Annotated in this window: 17 protein-coding genes and 1 tRNA gene; 14 read left to right on the top strand and 4 right to left on the bottom strand. The window is 70.4% G+C overall.

Going from position 1 to position 16,906, the window contains the following annotated elements; all coding sequences use genetic code 11:
* Nucleotides 1–130 precede the first annotated feature (130 nt).
* The 10 genes from DPA01S_RS02820 to DPA01S_RS02775 all read left to right on the top strand — a co-directional run bounded on the left by DPA01S_RS02820 (nt 131) and on the right by DPA01S_RS02775 (nt 9,182).
* The gene (locus DPA01S_RS02820; RefSeq protein ID WP_061913878.1) at nt 131–655 is read left to right on the top strand and encodes an MSMEG_0572/Sll0783 family nitrogen starvation response protein; all 525 of its coding nucleotides are present in this window, start codon (nt 131–133) and stop codon (nt 653–655) included.
* Between the two features lie 4 nt (nt 656–659).
* The gene (locus DPA01S_RS02815; RefSeq protein WP_061913876.1) at nt 660–1,550 is read left to right on the top strand and encodes a carbon-nitrogen hydrolase family protein; all 891 of its coding nucleotides are present in this window, start codon (nt 660–662) and stop codon (nt 1,548–1,550) included.
* Between the two features lies 1 nt (nt 1,551).
* Complete coding sequence (locus tag DPA01S_RS02810) at nt 1,552–1,896, top strand: MSMEG_0570 family nitrogen starvation response protein (RefSeq protein WP_311200972.1); 345 nt, start codon at nt 1,552–1,554, stop codon at nt 1,894–1,896.
* Nucleotides 1,893–3,176 (top strand): MSMEG_0569 family flavin-dependent oxidoreductase, encoded by a 1,284-nt coding sequence (locus DPA01S_RS02805; RefSeq protein WP_061913872.1) that lies wholly within the window; start codon nt 1,893–1,895, stop codon nt 3,174–3,176. Before DPA01S_RS02810 ends, DPA01S_RS02805 begins: the two co-directional genes overlap by 4 nt.
* A complete protein-coding gene (locus DPA01S_RS02800; protein ID WP_061913870.1) occupies nt 3,173–4,249 on the top strand; it encodes an MSMEG_0568 family radical SAM protein in 1,077 nt (358 codons plus the stop codon). Before DPA01S_RS02805 ends, DPA01S_RS02800 begins: the two co-directional genes overlap by 4 nt.
* 4 nt (nt 4,250–4,253) lie before the next feature.
* A complete protein-coding gene (locus tag DPA01S_RS02795) occupies nt 4,254–5,717 on the top strand; it encodes an MSMEG_0567/sll0787 family protein (RefSeq protein ID WP_083961547.1) in 1,464 nt (487 codons plus the stop codon).
* Entirely contained in the window at nt 5,717–6,571 is an 855-nt protein-coding gene (locus tag DPA01S_RS02790) for a carbon-nitrogen hydrolase family protein (RefSeq protein ID WP_061913868.1), read from the top strand. The genes DPA01S_RS02795 and DPA01S_RS02790 overlap by 1 nt, the downstream gene beginning before the upstream one ends.
* Nucleotides 6,562–7,695, top strand: coding sequence for an MSMEG_0565 family glycosyltransferase (locus DPA01S_RS02785; RefSeq protein WP_061913866.1), 1,134 nt, complete (start codon nt 6,562–6,564; stop codon nt 7,693–7,695). The genes DPA01S_RS02790 and DPA01S_RS02785 overlap by 10 nt, the downstream gene beginning before the upstream one ends.
* Before the next feature lie 23 nt (nt 7,696–7,718).
* A complete protein-coding gene (locus DPA01S_RS02780; RefSeq protein WP_061913864.1) occupies nt 7,719–8,417 on the top strand; it encodes a vitamin K epoxide reductase family protein in 699 nt (232 codons plus the stop codon).
* A gap of 195 nt (nt 8,418–8,612) precedes the next feature.
* On the top strand, nt 8,613–9,182 hold the full coding sequence (locus DPA01S_RS02775) for an HdeD family acid-resistance protein (protein ID WP_061913862.1): 570 nt from the start codon (nt 8,613–8,615) through the stop codon (nt 9,180–9,182).
* A 103-nt stretch (nt 9,183–9,285) separates the two neighbouring features.
* Here DPA01S_RS02775 and DPA01S_RS02770 read toward each other — a convergent pair whose 3' ends face one another.
* Nucleotides 9,286–9,957 (bottom strand): TetR/AcrR family transcriptional regulator, encoded by a 672-nt coding sequence (locus tag DPA01S_RS02770; RefSeq protein ID WP_061913931.1) that lies wholly within the window; start codon nt 9,955–9,957, stop codon nt 9,286–9,288.
* A gap of 220 nt (nt 9,958–10,177) precedes the next feature.
* Here DPA01S_RS02770 and DPA01S_RS02765 point away from each other — a divergent pair.
* Nucleotides 10,178–10,249: transfer RNA gene (locus tag DPA01S_RS02765), tRNA-Gln, on the top strand.
* A gap of 44 nt (nt 10,250–10,293) precedes the next feature.
* Here DPA01S_RS02765 and DPA01S_RS16685 read toward each other — a convergent pair.
* Both DPA01S_RS16685 and DPA01S_RS02760 read right to left on the bottom strand, forming a co-directional pair.
* Nucleotides 10,294–10,461, bottom strand: coding sequence for a hypothetical protein (locus DPA01S_RS16685; protein WP_157076954.1), 168 nt, complete (start codon nt 10,459–10,461; stop codon nt 10,294–10,296).
* The gene (locus DPA01S_RS02760; protein ID WP_061913860.1) at nt 10,458–12,263 is read right to left on the bottom strand and encodes a thiamine pyrophosphate-requiring protein; all 1,806 of its coding nucleotides are present in this window, start codon (nt 12,261–12,263) and stop codon (nt 10,458–10,460) included. The genes DPA01S_RS16685 and DPA01S_RS02760 overlap by 4 nt, the downstream gene beginning before the upstream one ends.
* A gap of 134 nt (nt 12,264–12,397) precedes the next feature.
* On the opposite strand from DPA01S_RS02760, the gene DPA01S_RS02755 reads away from it, so the two are divergent.
* On the top strand, nt 12,398–13,009 hold the full coding sequence (locus DPA01S_RS02755) for a flavodoxin family protein (protein WP_061913858.1): 612 nt from the start codon (nt 12,398–12,400) through the stop codon (nt 13,007–13,009).
* Here the strand turns inward: DPA01S_RS02755 and DPA01S_RS02750 are convergent.
* Entirely contained in the window at nt 13,006–14,289 is a 1,284-nt protein-coding gene (locus DPA01S_RS02750) for an MFS transporter (RefSeq protein WP_061913929.1), read from the bottom strand. The two genes, DPA01S_RS02755 and DPA01S_RS02750, sit on opposite strands and share 4 nt — an antisense overlap.
* 158 nt (nt 14,290–14,447) lie before the next feature.
* Between DPA01S_RS02750 and glmU the strand changes: the two genes are divergently transcribed.
* Both glmU and DPA01S_RS02740 read left to right on the top strand, forming a co-directional pair.
* Nucleotides 14,448–15,929, top strand: a complete 1,482-nt coding sequence (gene glmU / locus DPA01S_RS02745) for a bifunctional UDP-N-acetylglucosamine diphosphorylase/glucosamine-1-phosphate N-acetyltransferase GlmU (protein ID WP_061913856.1) — start codon at nt 14,448–14,450, stop codon at nt 15,927–15,929.
* Nucleotides 15,926–16,903: a ribose-phosphate diphosphokinase gene (locus DPA01S_RS02740; protein WP_061230077.1), complete on the top strand. Its 978-nt coding sequence runs from the start codon at nt 15,926–15,928 to the stop codon at nt 16,901–16,903. Before glmU ends, DPA01S_RS02740 begins: the two co-directional genes overlap by 4 nt.
* Nucleotides 16,904–16,906 lie beyond the last annotated feature (3 nt).

The following is a 16,906-nucleotide window of genomic DNA, read 5'->3' as shown; positions in this document are numbered from 1 at the left end:
GGCGACGGATGCGTTGTTCCAATCGCAACCACCCGGTAACAGACCGACACGCAACGGTAACGGTGCGGGCGTGTACTCGCTGCCATGTCACCGGAACCCCTCCGGTGGCCTCGTCCCCGAGGAGCCGACCATGCCCGAGTTCGACACCACCATCACCGAGAACATCGCCGCCTCCCTCAAGGAGATCCCGCACCCGTCGCTGCCCAAGGGCACCAACATCTACGGCGGCACCAAGATCTTCCCGGACTACAAGGCCGAGGAGGGGGAGTCTTACTTCACGCTCGTGCATGGCATCGCACACGAGTCCTCCGTCTCCTTCGTCGCCGTCCTCCAGGCCACCCGCGCGCTGCGCAAGGGATTCGAGTCGGCCATCTACTTCTACGGGCCCGGCGCGATCAACTGCCTGGCCACCCGCGGATTCCCGACCACCGGGGACTCCGGCTTCCCCGGCGAGCAGAACATCAACGAGTCCCTCGAGTCGTTCATCTCCGAGGGCGGGACGGTGTTCTGCTGCCGCTTCGGGCTCGGACTCCACGGCGGTCGCGAGGAGGACCTGATCGAGGGCGTGATTCCCGCGCACCCGCTCGACGTGCAGGACGCCCTGATCCACTACGCCCGTAAGGGCGCGATCATCAACTCCACCTACATGGTCTGACGTCATGACGACCATCGGCTCGGTCGCCGCCAACTTCGGCCGCGACCTGGAAGAGAACTACCGGACCATCGCCCACTACACAGGGATCGCCCGCGAGAGCGGCGTCGACTTCCTGGTCTTTCCCGAGGCAGCCATCGGGGGCTACCTCTCGAGCCTCGGCAACCACGGTGACACCGTCTCCACCGCCGGCTCGCTGCCCCCCGCCATCCGACTCGACGGCCCCGAGATCGCCCGCGTGCAGGAGATCATCGGAGACCTGGTGGTGGCCATCGGGTTCTGCGAACTCGACGACGACGGGGTGAGCCGCTACAACGCGGCCGCTGTCCTCGACGGAACCTGCGTCTACGGCACCTACCGCAAGGTGCACCAGCCCCTCGGGGAGAACATGTCCTACGCCTCCGGCGGCGACTACCGGGTGTTCGACACTCCGGTCGGGCGGGTGGGCCTGCAGATCTGTTACGACAAGGCGTTCCCCGAGGCCGCGCGCGTCATGGCACTGCAGGGCGCCGAGATCATCGCCTCCCTGTCCGCGTGGCCGGCGGCACGTACCGCGACCGCCGCCAACCTCCAGGAGGACCGCTGGACCTACCGGTTCAACCTCTTCGATTCCGCACGGGCGTTGGACAACCAGGTGTTCTGGGTGGCCTCCAACCAGGCGGGGACTTTCGGGTCCCTGCGGTATGTCGGCAACGCCAAGATCGTCGACCCCGGCGGGAACATCCTGGCCACCACCACCCTCGACGAGGGCCTGGCGGTCGCCGAGGTCGACGTGGCGGGGACCTTCGCGGCCATGCGCGCCGGGATGTTCCACCTGCGCGATCGGCGCCCCGACGTCTACGGGTCGCTGGTCGAGGTCAGCGACCCGGCCGAGGAGAGGACGCTCGCCAGTGCCTGAGATGAGCTTCGCCGTCCGGTGGCCCGACGGGACGGTCCGGGACTACTACTCCCCCAGTCTGGTGATCCACGATCACCTCACTGTCGGCGACCGCCTCAGCGTGGCCGAGTTCCGCCGCCGGGCCACCGACGGGCTCACCGAGGCGGGCGAGCGGGTCCGCGCGCGCTACGGCTTCCTGTGTAGCTCCGCTGCGGACACCGCCGCCCAGGTGGCCTCCGCGTCCCGGGCCCACCCCGGGGACGCCCTCGTCGAGGTCGTCTCCATGCACCCCCCGCTGCCTTCCGCGTCCCAGCCCCCCGCGCCGGACCTCCGATCCGTCGCCCCGGACCCCCAGGAGCACCCATGAACCCCACGCAGGTCTCCCCCGTCGCCCATGTCCCGGTGCTCGTCATCGGCGGCGGCCAGGCCGGACTGTCGGTGAGCCACCACCTCGGCACTGCGGGTGTCGACCACCTGGTGGTGGAGAAGCAGACCGCAGTCCACGCCTGGGCCGACACCCGGTGGGACTCGTTCACGCTCGTCACGCCCAACTGGCACTGCCGACTGCCGGGCTACCACTACGAGGGCCCCGATCCCGACGGGTTCATGACCCGCGACCAGGTGGTCGAGTGGCTGCACGGGTGGCTGGAGACCTTCGACCCGCCGCTCGCCGAGCACACGGCGGCCACCCGGCTCCGCCGGACCGGCACCGGCTTCGAGGTGACCCTCGCCGGACCGATCGGCGAGCGGACCATCACCGCGGACGAGGTGGTGGTGGCTACCGGCGGCTACCCGGTCCCCGTGATCCCGCCCTACGCTTCGTTCCTCGACCCCGCGGTGACGCAGCTGCACTCCGAGCAATACCGCAACCCCGATCAGCTGGACGAGGGCGCGGTCCTTGTGGTGGGCTCCGGCCAGTCCGGCGCTCAGATCGCCGAGGACCTGCACCTGGCCGGGCGCCGGGTCCACCTGGCCGTGGGGGGCGCCCCGCGGGTCGCGCGGTTCTACCGGGGCCGGGACTGCATGACCTGGCTCGCGGACATGGGCCTGTACGACACCCCAGCACAGCAGTACCCCGGAGGCAAAGCCGCGCAAGAGAAGACCAACCACTACGTCACCGGCCGCGACGGCGGACGCGATGTGGACCTGCGGCGCTTCGCCGCAGAGGGCATGCGGTTGTACGGCACGCTCACCTCGGGCCGGGACTCCGGGCTGCGCTTCGCTCCGACGCTGACCGACGCCCTGGACTCCGCGGACCGCGTGTACAACTCCATTTGCGCGGACATCGACCGACACATCGACGCACACGGGATCGACGCCCCGCCGCCGTCGCGGTACGAGCCGGTGTGGGCACCCGAGGCCGACCCGACGTCACTCGACCTCGCCGCGGAGGGCATCACCACGATCATCTGGGCGATCGGCTACCGGCCCGACTACCGCTGGATCGAGGCCAGCGCGTTCGACGGCGCCGGCCACCCCATGCAGACCCGCGGCGTGACGGAGGTCCCCGGCCTGTCGTTCATCGGCCTGCCCTGGATGCACACCTGGGGCTCCGGCCGCTTCCTCGGCATCGACCGCGACGCGGCCCACCTGGCCGAGGGCATCATCGCCCGCAGTCACGCCACCAGAGAGGAACAGGCATCATGACCACCTCCACCACCGGGGCATCCACCTCGACCCGGGTCGACCTGGCCCTCCTCGGCATCCGGGGCACCCCTCCGTTGCACCGCAGTGGGGGCGCGGGACCCAGCGACGACGGGCACCTCGTCGTCTCCGGGCGCGACGCGGCGATCCCCCGCAATCCCGACAGCCCCTTCGTCTTCGACGGCGACCGGGTCCTGCGTGACGGCGTCGACACCGGGCTGGAGATCTCCGCGATCGGCCGACCCCGGTTCTACGACCGCACGACCTCCGACGGGGTGCCCTACGAGAAGATCGCGCGCCTCCACGGCCGGGACGTCCTGGCCACGACGGTGGTGCAAACCTGCATCCGCTACCGCCGGGAGGAGCGCTGCCGGTTCTGCTCGATCGAGGAGTCGCTGCGCGCGGGCACGACGGTGCCAGTCAAGCAACCCGAGCAACTTGCCGAGGTCGCCCGTGCCGCCGTGGACCTGGACGGGATCACCCAGATGGTCATGACCACCGGGACCTCGGCGGGCCGCGACCGCGGAGCCGCCCACCTGGCCCGCTGCGTCCGCGCCGTCAAAAAGGCCGTCCCGGAGCTGCCGATCCAGGTCCAGTGCGAGCCACCCGCCGACCTGGCGGTCCTCACCGACCTCCGCGACGCCGGTGCCGACGCGATCGGCATCCACGTCGAGTCGCTCGACGACGACGTCCGCCGGCGGTGGATGCCCGGCAAGTCGTCAGTGCCCCTGGCGGAGTACCGGGCCGCGTGGGACGAGGCGGTCCGCGTGTTCGGACGCAACCAGGTCTCGACCTACCTGCTCGTGGGACTCGGCGAGGACCCCGACGAGATGATCGCCGGGGCCAAGGAGTTGGCCGAGTCGGGCGTCTATCCGTTCATCGTCCCGTACCGCCCCCAGTCGGGGACGCTGGCCGTCGACGTCGACGGGGCACCCGCCCCCGATCAGCGACGCGTGGAGTACATCAGCCGCGAGGTGGGCGCGCACCTGGGGCGCATCGGGATGGCCGGGGCCGACCAGCGCGCCGGCTGCGCGGCGTGCGGGGCGTGCAGCGTGCTGCAGTCGGTCGGGGGCTGAGACGATGCTCGAAATCCGAGACCTCACCGGCCCCGCCCTTCCGGGCCGGACCCGCACGGCGGAGTCCGTCCTGGGCTCGGCCGCCGCGTCCCTCCTCGCGGGAGGCCGCCGCGCGGAGCCGGGCCCGGTGGTGCGGATCGCCGAGGATCCACGTACCGTCGCCGCCTACCACCGGCTCCGGCACGAGGAGTTCGTACTCCGCCAGGGGCTCTTCACCGTGAGCGACCTCGACGAGGTGGACTCCGATCCCCGCACTCTGGTGCTCGTCTCCGTCGCCCCCGACGGCACGGTCCTCGGCGGCGTCCGGATCGCGCCGTGCGCGCAGCCGGACATCGGGTGGTGGTCCGGCAGCCGACTCGTCGTGGCCGACACTGCCCATTCCGGCGGCATCGGCCCAGCCCTGATCCGCTCCGCCTGCGCGCACGTGGAGGCCCGAGGTGTGCTGCGGTTCGACGCCACCGTCCAGGACCGCTACTCGCCGCTGTTCACCTCCCTGGGGTGGGTCGACACCGGGGCGGGGCCGGTCGTCGCCGGTCGCGCCCACCGCCGGATGAGGTGGCCGGTCGACCGGATCCAGCGCCTCGCCGACTCCACCAAGTCCCTGCTGTCGGGACTCCTGTCCCCGTTCGCCGGGCAGCCCGGTGGCCTCGGTGCGACCGGGTTCCGCGGTGACGACGGGGCGCCGGTGCCGGGCACCGATCTCATCGCGGCGTGCGACGCCATCCTCCCCTCGATGGTCGAGCGTGACCCCGAGTGGGCGGGGTGGTGTTCGGTCCTGGTCAACCTCGGCGATCTCTCGGCCATGGGCGCCGACCCCGTGGGGCTGCTGGACGCCGTCGCCGCGCCGACCAGCTCCCATCTCGAGCGGATCGTCAAGGGCGTGGCCGCGGCCGCCGCGGCCTGGGGTGTACCCGTGCTCGGCGGCCACACGCAGGTCGGTGTCCCGTCCGCGCTGTCGGTGACCGCGCTCGGGCGCACCTCCCGGCCGGTCCCCGCCGGAGGCGGGCGCGTCGGCCACACCCTGTCCCTCACCGCAGACCTCGGTGGTTCCTGGCGCCCGGGCTACCACGAGCGGCAGTGGGACTCCTCCAGCAGCCGGACCTCCGAGGAGCTTCGACTGCTCTCCGGGCACGTGGCGCAGATCGCACCCGCCGCCGCCAAGGACGTGAGCATGGCCGGGATCGTCGGCACGGCGGGAATGCTGGCCGAGGCCTCCGGGACCGGTGCCCAACTCGACGTCGCTGCGATTCCGCGCCCCCGGGGGGCGAGCATCGGCGCCTGGCTCACCTGCTTCCCGGGCTACGCCATGCTCACCACGGACCGTGCCCCCGCCCCGTCACCCGCGGGGCCGGCGGTCAGCGCGGCGTGCGGTCGCCTCACCGCCGAGCCCGGGGTGAGGCTGCGGTGGCCCGACGGCGAGGTGACCGTCGCCGTCGCCGGCACCGTCACGGGGCTGGGCCCCGCCTGATGCGCACGGTGACCCTGGGGGCGCTGGCCGGGAACTTCGGACGGGATCTCCCGCGGTGCGTCGGCAAGGCCGTCGGGATCATCGACGCCGCCGCCCGCGACGGCGTGGACCTGCTCGTCTTCCCGCACGCGACCCTCGGCGGCTACCTCGGCGACCTGCGTTCGCCCTCGACCGAGACCCTCCCGCCGGCGCTCGATCCCGACGGCCCGGAGCTGGCCGCCATCGCCGCCGCCGCGGGGGACATGACCGTCTGCATCGGGTACACCGAGGCCGGAGACGGGACGCGCTACAACACCGCCGTCTGCCTGACCGGCGACGGGGTGCTCGGCGTCCACCGGAAGGTCCACCAGCCCGTGGACGAGGGCACCCACTACGCCGCCGGGGAGACGTTCCGCGCGTTCGACACCCCGGTCGGGCGCCTGGGGATGCTCATCGACTACGACAAGACCTTCCCCGAGTCGGCGCGATCGCTCGCCCTCGATGGCGCCCAGGTGGTGGCCACCCTGTCCGCGTGGCCCGCCAGCGTGACCGACCGCGCCGCGCGACTCCCCGCGGACCGTCAATCCCGGCTGTTCGACCTCTACGACTGCGCGCGGGCCGCCGAGAACCAGGTGTTCGTGGTGGCCTCCAACCAGACCGGAGTCATGGGCTCCCTCCGCTTCCTCGGCCAGGCCAAGGTCGTGGGGCCCGGCGGCGAGGTCCTCGCGGCCACCCGGTCCAAGGGCGGGATCGCGAGGGTCGAGGTGGACCTCGACACGAAGCTCCGCCGATCAAGGAGGGTCCTCAACCACCTCGCGGAGCGACGACCCGAGACCTACACGCCGCCACCGCAAGGGGACCCGCCGTGCGCATAGCCCTGCTCACCTACTCGACCCGACCGCGCGGAGGCGTGGTCCACACCCTGCACCTGGCCGAGGCGCTGGCCCGGACCGGAGCCGCCGTGACGGTGTACTCGCTGGCCCGCGGCGCGGATGCCGGCTTCTTCCGAGAGGTCGACCCCGCCGTCACTGTCCGTCTCGCACCGTTCCCGGATCGCCCAGGCGAGTCCGTCACCGACCGCATCGTGCGCTCGATCGCCACCCTGCGCGAGTTCGTCGATCCGGACGGCTTCGACATCGTCCACGCCCAGGACTGCATCAGCGCCAACGCCGTCGGCCGGTGCATCCGCACCATCCACCACCTCGACGACTTCACCACCCCCGTACTGGTGGACTGCCACGAGAAGGCCATCACCACCCCCTACGCGCACGTGTGCGTCTCCGACGCCGTCGCCACCGAGGTCCGGCGGGGGTGGGGACTGTCCCCCACGGTGATCCCCAACGGCGTGGACCACGCCCGCTTCGCGCAGGTCGCTGGCCCGGGGGCCGGGGCGGTCTCCGCCCGCGAACGGTGGCGCAGCGACCTCGGCCCGTACGTGCTGGCCGTCGGCGGCATCGAACCCCGCAAGGGCAGCATCGATCTCCTCGAGGCGTTCGCGCTGATGCGCCGGAGGCGTCCGGACCTCTCGCTCGTCTTTGCCGGCGGGGAGACCCTGTTCGACTACCGCGACTACCGCGCGCGCTTCGACCGGCGGTGCGTGGAGCTGGGGATCGACCCCGTCGTCCTCGGGGTGGTACCGGAGGGAGACCTGCCAGGCCTCGTCGCGGCGTGCGACGTCTTCGCCTTCCCCTCCACCAAGGAGGGCTTCGGGCTGGCCGCCATGGAGGCGCTCGCGGCCGGCCGGCCGGTGGTCGCCCGCGACCTGCCGATCCTCCGAGAGGTGTTCGGCACCTGCGTGGAGTACGCCGCGTCCATCCCTGAGCTCGCCGACCGCCTGGAGTCGGCACTCTCCCCCGATCCCGTCAGGGCCCGGGACGGCAGCACTCTGGCCGCCTCGCTGACCTGGGACGCGGCGGCCGCAGCGCACATGCGGTTCTACGCCGACCACTCCCGCGGCCACCAAGGGCAGCGTCCGCCGTCGCAGGAGCGCGCGGGCTGATCGGCCATCGGTACGCTTGCCGCATGCGCGAGACCTCAGACGCCCCCCACGACGACCCCACGGGCGCCCCCGCCGAGCCGGTGACGATCGCCCCCGCCGCGGGCACCGACGCCGACGCCCACTCCGGCGTCGTCTCGCGAGTGTTCACCGACCGGTGGATCGGCGTGCTGCTGACCATCGGCTCCGCGCTCGCGCTGCTCGCGTCGTTCCAGCTCAGCCTGGACAAGATCCGGCTGCTGGAGAACCCGGACTACACGCCGGCCTGCAATTTCTCCATCCTCATGAGCTGCAAGAGCGTCATCAACTCCGAGCAGGGCGCGGCGTTCGGCTTCCCCAACCCGTTCATCGGGCTCGTCGGGTACGGCATCGTGATCGCGATCGGCGTCGCCGCCGCGTCCGGCGTGCGGATGCCCCGCTGGTACTGGGTGGGCACGCTGCTGGGCCTGACGTTCGCCGCCGGGTTCGTGCACTGGCTGGCGTTCCAGTCCATCTTCTCCATCCAGGTCCTGTGCCCGTGGTGCATGGTGGTGTGGGCCACCACCATCCCCATGTTCTGGTACACACTGCTGCACGTACTGGCCAAACTCACGGCGGCCCGCTGGGTGCGCACGCTGCAGAGCTGGCACCTCGTCCCGGTGGTGGTGTGGTTCCTCGCCGTGGCGGGCGTCATCCTGTGGGCGTTCTGGGACTACTACTGGGCGGACTTCTTCGCGAACCTCTGATCCGGCGGCCCTCGCCCTGCACCCCGTCGGGGTCGGCGGCCACCTGCAGGCGCTGGCGCGCGCTGCTGGCACCCGCGAACACCGGCGGATACCTACTAGAGTCCAATGCCTCACAGTGGACTGCCGCAAATCCGAACTGCGGGCATGATCACTAGGCGTACGGGCTGAGAGCCCGCTGACAGAGAGGTGGAAGCAATGATCACGTCCCTCACCCGTAATTGGTGGGTCCAGCTGATCCGCGGTGTCCTGGCGCTCGCACTCGGCATCACCGCGCTGATCGCCCCCGGCTCGAGCCTCATGCTCGCGGTGTTCCTCGTGGCGGCGTTCGCGATCGCAGACGGCGCTATGACCATCACCACGGGCCTGGGGCTGCGCGGACACAGTGGCTCGTCGAGCCTGTTCATCGGAGGCGGCGCGCTCTTCATCGTGCTCGGCCTGGTCGTGTTGTTCTGGCCGTCTATCACCGTGACCGCGCTGGTGCTGCTCTTCGCGATCTGGCTGATCGCCTCCGGTGCGCTGCTGGTCTACGGCGCGTCCACCCTCCGGACCGTCGTCGCCAACGCGTGGATCATGGGTGCGGTCGGCGTTGTGATCGCCGTGGTGGGACTCGGCCTGGCGCTGTTCGGGCCGTCGACCATCGAGAATTTCCTGCCGTTCGCCGGTTGGTTCGGCGTGATCGTCGGTTTGATCATGATCGCCGTCTCGTTCCGTCTACGCAGCGATGCCGCCAAGCTCTCGAGCGCCCCGGTGGCAGACGAGGTCTGATTCTCGGGCCGACCGTTCAGGCAGGCCGTGACTGCCGAACCTGCTGACACGGATGCCCCCGCTGCCCGCTATTCGAGGGCCGCGGGGGCTTCGTTCTTTGCGCTCAGGGCCGAGCCGGCCCCGGGCGCAGATCGCGCCCGGCCGAGTCGCCGGCCGGATGACTGCGGCTGGAGTACTTCGCCATGACACCTGACTCGAGCGACGGCGCGGGATCGAGGTGCGACAGGCCGTTGAAGCAGAGATTGACGATATGCGCGGCCACCTCCTCCTTGGGCGGAGTGCGCTCATCAAGCCACCATTGCGCGGTGCCGGAGACCATGCCGACCAGGGCCTGGGCATAGACGTTCGTGGTGATCGGGTCGAACCCGCGGGCCACGAACTCCTCCTCGAGGATGTAGGTGACACTGGCCGTGGCGTCGTTGAGCAGCGTCGAATACGAGCCACCGTTGTTCAGTGACGAATCACGCACCAGGATCCGGAACCCGTCGGTGCGCTCCTCCACGTAGCGAAGCAGCGCCATCGCGGCGCGCTCGATGCGGCGGCGCGACCCCTCGCCCTCCAATGCCTCGGTGATCTCGGCACCCAGATAGGCCAGCTCGCGGTCACACACCACCGCGTACAGGCCCTCCTTGCCGCCGAAGTGCTCGTAGACGACCGGCTTGGACACGCCTGCGACCGACGCGATCTCCTCGACAGTGGCCGCGTCGTAGCCGTACTCGGCGAAAATCCGGCGGCCCACCTCGACCAACTGCTGCCGGCGTTTCGCCGCTGACATCCTGGTACGCGGCGCCGACGTCATTTCCGACTGACCTGTCATGTGGTGTCGCCTCCCTCGACGGAAAAGCCTAGTCGGAGCATTGAACGCGGCCGACCGATCAGGGGTCGGACTCCCCCGTGTGGGCTGTTAGCGGCCAGGCCACCCATCCGGGAGCAGGTAGGCGACAGTGGGGCTGTGCTCGTATGCCAGACTGGGGAGTGGCCCGCGCGCGGGCCGTTCCCCCGTGGTGTAATTGGCAACACTCCTGATTTTGGTTCAGGCATTTCAGGTTCGAGTCCTGGCGGGGGAGCTCATCGATCGACCGGGACGCGGGCGAGCCCGCCCGCGCCGGGGCTAGAAGATCCCGCCGAAGATCCCCACCGCCATCACGAGCAGCAGGATCGCCACCACTGCCAGCACCGTCAGCGCGGGCTGGCGCGAGCGACGCGGTGTGCGCTCCACCTCGGCGTCGGGCCGGAAGTCCGGCTCGTCGGGCTGGCCTGGTCCGTTTGTCCCCGTCACGTGAACCGCTCCTCCTCCATCCGTGCATATGTCTCCAGTAGATCGAGGGCGTGCTCGCCCGCGGCGCCCTCCGCCTCCAGGCCGGTACGCATCGACTCGAGCATCTCGCGGCCGTGCGGAAACGGCGGCAGCAGCGGGACGTCCGGATCGGTGATCGCGTCGATGACCGTGGGCCGGTCCGCGGAGAACGCCTCCTCTAGCGCCGGCACCAGCTGGTCGGGCTCCTCGACCCGGACCCCCCGCAGGCCGAGCAGCTCGGCGTAGGCGGCCATGTCGAACTCCGGCACCTCCTGCGACCGCGCGAACCGCGGCTGCGACTCGCTCTCCCGCTGCTCCCAGCTCACCTCTGCCAGATCGCGGTTGCTGAGCACCACGATCACCATGGTCGGGTCCTCCCAGGCGGGCCACGCCTCGGCCACGGTGATCAGCTCGTTGATACCGAGCATCTGCACCGCGCCGTCGCCGGCCAGCACGGCCACCGGCTTGGCGGGTGCGGCGGCCTTGGCGGCGATCGCGTACGGGATACCGCAGCCCATCGAGGCCAGCGTCGACGACAGGTGAGCAGGCACGGAGGTGGGCAGATCCATCTGCCGCACGTAGTGGTAGACACTGCTGCCCACGTCCACGGCGAGGCGCGCGTCGTGCGGTATGTGGTCGGCCAGTCGCCGGGCGACCAGCTCGGGGTTGAGTCCGCGTGTGGGCACCTCGGAGCGCATCCGGGAGATCTCCCGCCACTGGCGCACCCATTTCTCGACGTCGCCACGCCAGGCGGAGCGGTCCTTCTCGGCCACCCGCCCGAGCAGCTCACGCAGCGCGAGCGCGGCATCGCCGACCAGGCCCACCTCGATCGGGTATCGGTTCGCCAGGTGCACCGGGTCCAGGTCGATCTGCACGGCCCGCGCCTGCCCGGGCTCGGGGTAGAACTCCGTCCAGGGGTCGTTCGAACCGACGATCAGCAAGGTGTCGCAGTTCTGGAGGATCCGCGCACTCGCCGTCGTCCCCAGATGCCCCATGGTCCCACCCACCAGCGGTGACGATTCGTCGACGTAGGGTTTGCCGAGCAGGCTCATCGTGACGCCCGCGTCCAGGCACTCGGCCAGCTCCATGAGTTCGTCGCGCGCCCCGGCCACCCCGCGCCCGGCCAGGATCGCGATCCGCTCCCCCGCGTCCAGGACTTCTACGGCGCGGGCCACGTCGTCGTCACGCGGCGCGGTGACCCCGTGGGTCCACTCGGGCGTGGTCACCACCACGCCGTGCTCCTGGCCGAGCTCGCCACCGAACTCCGGCGCCGGCAGGTTCTGCACGTCGTGGGGAAGGATGACGACCACGGGGGTGCGGTGCGTGAGCGCGGACCGGAACGCCCGGTCGAGCACCAGCGGCACCTGCTCGGCAGACGAGACGGTCTGCAGGTACGGGCCGGCGACGTCCGCGAACACGTTGCCGAGGTTGATCTCCTGCTGGTAGCCGGAGCCGAGCACACTGGTGTGCTGCTGCGCGACGAGCGCCACGACGGGCACGCTGTCGAGTTTGGCGTCGTACAGCCCGTTGATCAGGTGCATCGCGCCGGGGCCCTGCGTGGAGGTCACCACGCCGACCGCGCCCGAGTACTTAGCGTCGGCCACCGCCATGAACGCGGCGGACTCCTCGTGCCGAGCGCGCCCGAACGCCGGGGCGATGTCGGAGCGGCGCAGCGCTCCGAGCAGGGGGTTGTTGCCGTCCCCGGCGTAGACGTAGATCCGTTCGACGTCCCAGGCCACCAGTCGTTCGACGACGAGGTCGGCCACCGTCCGGTCCGTGCTCATACCCGTGTCCTCTCCACTCGTCGATCCGTGAGTGGCCCCCACCGTAGGGGTCGCCTCCGACACGCTCCACCGGTCTGGTGGCGGTCCCGCGACAGCGGTTGTCCGGCGCGCGGGGCGGGTCTACCGTGCGCGGCATGGACACGGACCTGAAAGCCCTCGGACTGGTGTGCTCGCTCAAGGCCTCTCCCGCCGAGTCGAGCAGTGACCTCATCGCCCGGCAGATCCTCGACGAGTTGGCCGGTCACGGCGTGACCGGTGAGACCGTCCGCGTCGCCGACCACGACGTGCGCCCGGGTGTCGACGACGACATGGGCGACGGCGACCAGTGGCCCGCCATCCTCGAGAAGATCCGGGGTGTCGACATCCTCGTCTTCTCCACGCCGACCTGGATCGGCCACATGTCGAGCATCGCGCAGCGCGTGTTGGAGCGTCTGGACGCGCAATTGTCCGCCACCGACGACGAGGGCCGGCCGGCGATGTTCGGCAAGGTCGCCGTGGTCTCGGTCGTGGGCAACGAGGACGGCGCGCACAAGATCATCGCCGACACGTTCCAGGGGCTCAACGACATCGGCTTCACGATTCCTGCCCAGGGCGGCACCTACTGGAACCACGAGGCGATGAACCCCAAGGACTACAAGGACCTCGACGAGACGCCGTCGGCCGTGGCCTCGACGATCACCACGCTCTCGTCCAACGCGGTACATCTCGCACGCTTCCTCACGGGCACGCAGTACCCGGCGGTCTAGCCCTTCGCACCCCGCTCGACCGCGCTGCGGACGGTGTAGCGCAGGAACGCCGGGAACGCGACCGCGCAGATCACCACGCCGACCACGACGAGCACGCCGCCGCCGGCCGCCGCGACCGCGGTGCCCACCGACGCCGCCGCCACGCCGTGGGCGACGTCGCCGATGCGGGGGCCGCCGGCCACCACGACGATGAACACGCCCTGCAGGCGCCCACGCATCTCGTCTGTCGCCGACTCGAGCAGGATGGCCTGACGGAACGCGGCCGAGACCATGTCCACGGCACCGCCGAACGCGAGGGCCGCGAGCGCCAGCCACAGCCACCAGGCCGAGCCCTCGGGTGAGGCCGCAGCGACGAACACGCCGAACGCGACCATCGCCAGACCCCACAGCGCCACGCACACCAATACCGCCAGGCCCTGCCGTCGCACACGCGGGATCCAGCCGGAGAAGACGCCGCCCAACACGGCGCCGACGCTCATCGCGGCGAACAGGAGCCCGAGCGCGGTCCCGCCGGTCGGGGGGTCACCGAAGGACTCGGTGGCGATCTGTGGGAAGAGCGCCCGAGGCATGCCGAAGACCATGGCGATGATGTCCACGAGGAACGAGGCCAGCAGGATGCGGCGGGTGGCCAGGTAGGCGAACCCGTCGATCACCGACCGCAACCCGACCGAGGGCCGCTCCCCCGACACCGGCTGGGGTGGGAGCCGGTAGACGGCGTACAGCGTCACCAGGAGCGCCACCGAGTCCAGCAGGTACAGCGACTCCAGCCCGAGCACCGGGATGAGGATGCCCGCCGAGAGCGGCCCGACGATCGCGCCGAACTGCATGACGGTCATGTTGAGCGCGGAGGCGGAGGCGAGCTGGTCGGACGGGACGAGCTTCGGGATGATCGCCGACCGGGTGGGCTGGTTGACCGCGAAGAACGCCTGCTGCACGGCGAGCAGCCCCATCACCAGCCACACGTTCTGGTTCCCGGCAGCGGCCTGCAGCCAGAACAGCGCAGCGGTCGCGATGAGGCCGGTAGTGGTGATCATGAGCAGCTTGCGCCGGTCGAAGGCGTCGGCCAGCGCCCCGCCCCACAGGCCGAACACGATGAGCGGCACGAGCGCGAACACGCCGGTGAGGCCGACGTAGGCGGAGTTGCGGGTGATCTCGAAGACCTGCTGCGGCACCGCGACGATGGACAGCTGCGCGCCGATGACCGTGACGATGTTGGCGAGCCACAGTCTGCGGAAGTCCGGCTGCCTCAACGGCCGGGTATCGGCGAGCTGGCGCCTCAGAACTGACACCCGGGGCAGGCTACTCGGCTGCGAGACGGTCCGGATCGTCGGAGTGACCCTCTATCCTCAGACGCGAACGACCAACACTGTCGGCGGTTGCACATATGTTGCGCAGCCGCCCATCCCCCACAGGGCGCTGCCACGCCCGAGGAGATTTGATGACGACACCGCAGACCGATCGCACCCAGACCGCGGTCATCGTCCTGGCCGCCGGCTCCGGCACCAGGATGAAGAGCGCCACCCCCAAGATGCTGCACCGCGTGTGCGGGCGGACCATGCTCGGTCACGCCCTGCACGCCGCGGCGGGGATCGAGCCGGACGCGATCGTCGTGGTGGTGGGCCATCAACGCGAGCAGGTCTCCGCCGCGGTGGACGAGTTGTCGTCCGAGCTCGGTGTGCCGGTCTCCACCGCCGTCCAGGATGAGCAGAAGGGCACCGGTGACGCGGTCGCGGCCGGGATGTCGGGGTTGCCCGCCGACTTCTCCGGCACGGTCCTTGTGACCACCTCCGACATCCCGCTGCTCGACGCCGAGACGTTGCGCGAGGTGGTGAGCCGCCACGACATGCGGCCGCGGGCGGCGGTCACCGTCCTGACGTCGACGGCGCCCGACCCCACGGGGTACGGCCGCATCGTGAGGAACGACGACGGCGAGGTGCTCAGGATCGTCGAGCACAAGGACGCCTCGGACGACGAGAGGGCGATCGACGAGGTCAACTCCGGCATCTACGCGTTCGACGCGCAGGTCCTGCGGGACAAGCTCGGGCAGCTGAGCACCGACAACTCGCAGGGCGAGCTGTACCTCACCGACGTCATCCAGTTGGCCCGGCAGGCCAACGGACTCATCCGCGGGCACCGCGTCGAGGACGCGGACCTCGTGGCGGGCGTCAACGACCGTGTGCAGCTGGCCGCCCTGGCCAGCGAGATGAACCGCCGGCTGTGCGAGTCGGCCATGCGCGCCGGGGCGACCATCGTCGACCCGTCCAGTACGTGGCTCGACGTGGGCGTGGAGATCGGCCGCGATGTGACGATCCTTCCCGGTGCCCACCTCGCGGGCGCGACCGTCGTCCACGACGGCGCGACCATCGGCCCAGACACCACCCTGCAGGACACGACCGTCGGCGAGGGGGCCTCGGTCGTGCGTTCACATGCGGTGAGCGCCACAGTCGGGGATGGTGCCGAGGTGGGCCCGTTCGCGTATCTGCGGCCCGGGGCGGACCTCGGCGCCAACACCAGGATCGGCACGTTCGTCGAGGTCAAGAAGTCTACGATCGGCGCCAACACCAAGGTGCCGCACCTGACCTACGTCGGTGACGCGACCATCGGTGAGCACACCAACATCGGGGCGTCGAGTGTGTTCGTCAATTACGACGGGGTGAACAAGAACCGTACAGTGATCGGCGATCACTGCCGCACCGGTTCCGACACCATGTTCGTCGCACCGGTGACCGTCGGAGACGGGGCCTATTCGGGCGCGGGTACCGTGATCAAGGACGACGTCCCGCCGGGTGCCCTCGCGGTGTCCGGAGGACGGCAGAGGAACATCGACGACTGGGTGATCAAGAACCGGCCGGATTCCGGTTCGGCAGAGGCTGCCCGTCGTGCCCGGAACGACTCCCAGAAGGACGGACTCACACAGTGAGCGACTGGATCGCCAACCAGAAGAACCTGATGTTTTTCGCGGGGCGCGCACACCCCGAACTCTCCGATCAGGTGGCCGCGGAACTCGGCGTCGAGGTCACCCCCCAGACCGCCCGTGACTTCGCGAACGGCGAGATCTTCGTCCGTTTCGAGGAGTCCGTCCGAGGCTGCGACGCCTTCGTGATGCAGAGCGCCCCGGCTCCGCTGAACAAGTGGATCATGGAGCAGCTCATCATGATCGACGCGCTCAAGCGCGGCAGCGCCAAGCGCATCACCGCGGTTCTGCCGTTCTACCCGTACGCCCGCCAGGACAAGAAGCACCGCGGCCGCGAGCCCATCTCGGCCCGCCTCATCGCCGATCTGCTCAAGACCGCGGGCGCTGACCGGATCATCACGGTCGACCTGCACACCGACCAGATCCAGGGCTTCTTCGACGGCCCGGTCGACCACATGCACGCCCAGGGCCAGCTGTCGGACTACGTCCGTCAGCACTACGGGACGGACAACATCGTCGTGGTCTCCCCCGACGCCGGCCGCGTCAAGGTGGGCGAGAAGTGGGCCGACGCCCTCGACGGCGCCCCGCTCGCGTTCGTCCACAAGACCCGCGATCCCAACGTGCCCAACCAGGTCAAGTCCAACCGCGTGGTCGGTGACGTCGAGGGCAAGACCTGCGTCCTCATGGACGACATGATCGACACCGGTGGCACCATCGCCGGCGCCGTCAAGGTGCTCAAGGACGCCGGTGCCGGTGATGTCATCATCGCCACCACCCACGGCATCTTCTCCGACCCGGCCGCCGAGCGTCTCGCCACCTGCGGGGCCAAGGAGGTCATCACCACCGACACGCTGCCCATCCCGCCGGAGAAGCGGTTCGAGAACCTCACCGTGCTGTCCATCGCGCCGCTGCTGGCCCGGACCATCCACGAGGTGTTCGAGAACGGCTCGGTGACCAGCCTGTTCAACGGTTCCGCGTAGGCC

This window comes from Dietzia papillomatosis NBRC 105045 (assembly GCF_001570845.1).
GTDB classification, from domain to species: Bacteria; Actinomycetota; Actinomycetes; order Mycobacteriales; family Mycobacteriaceae; genus Dietzia; species Dietzia cinnamea.
Note: the sequence above shows the minus strand (reverse complement) of the source record. Positions and strands in the feature narration are given on the sequence as shown.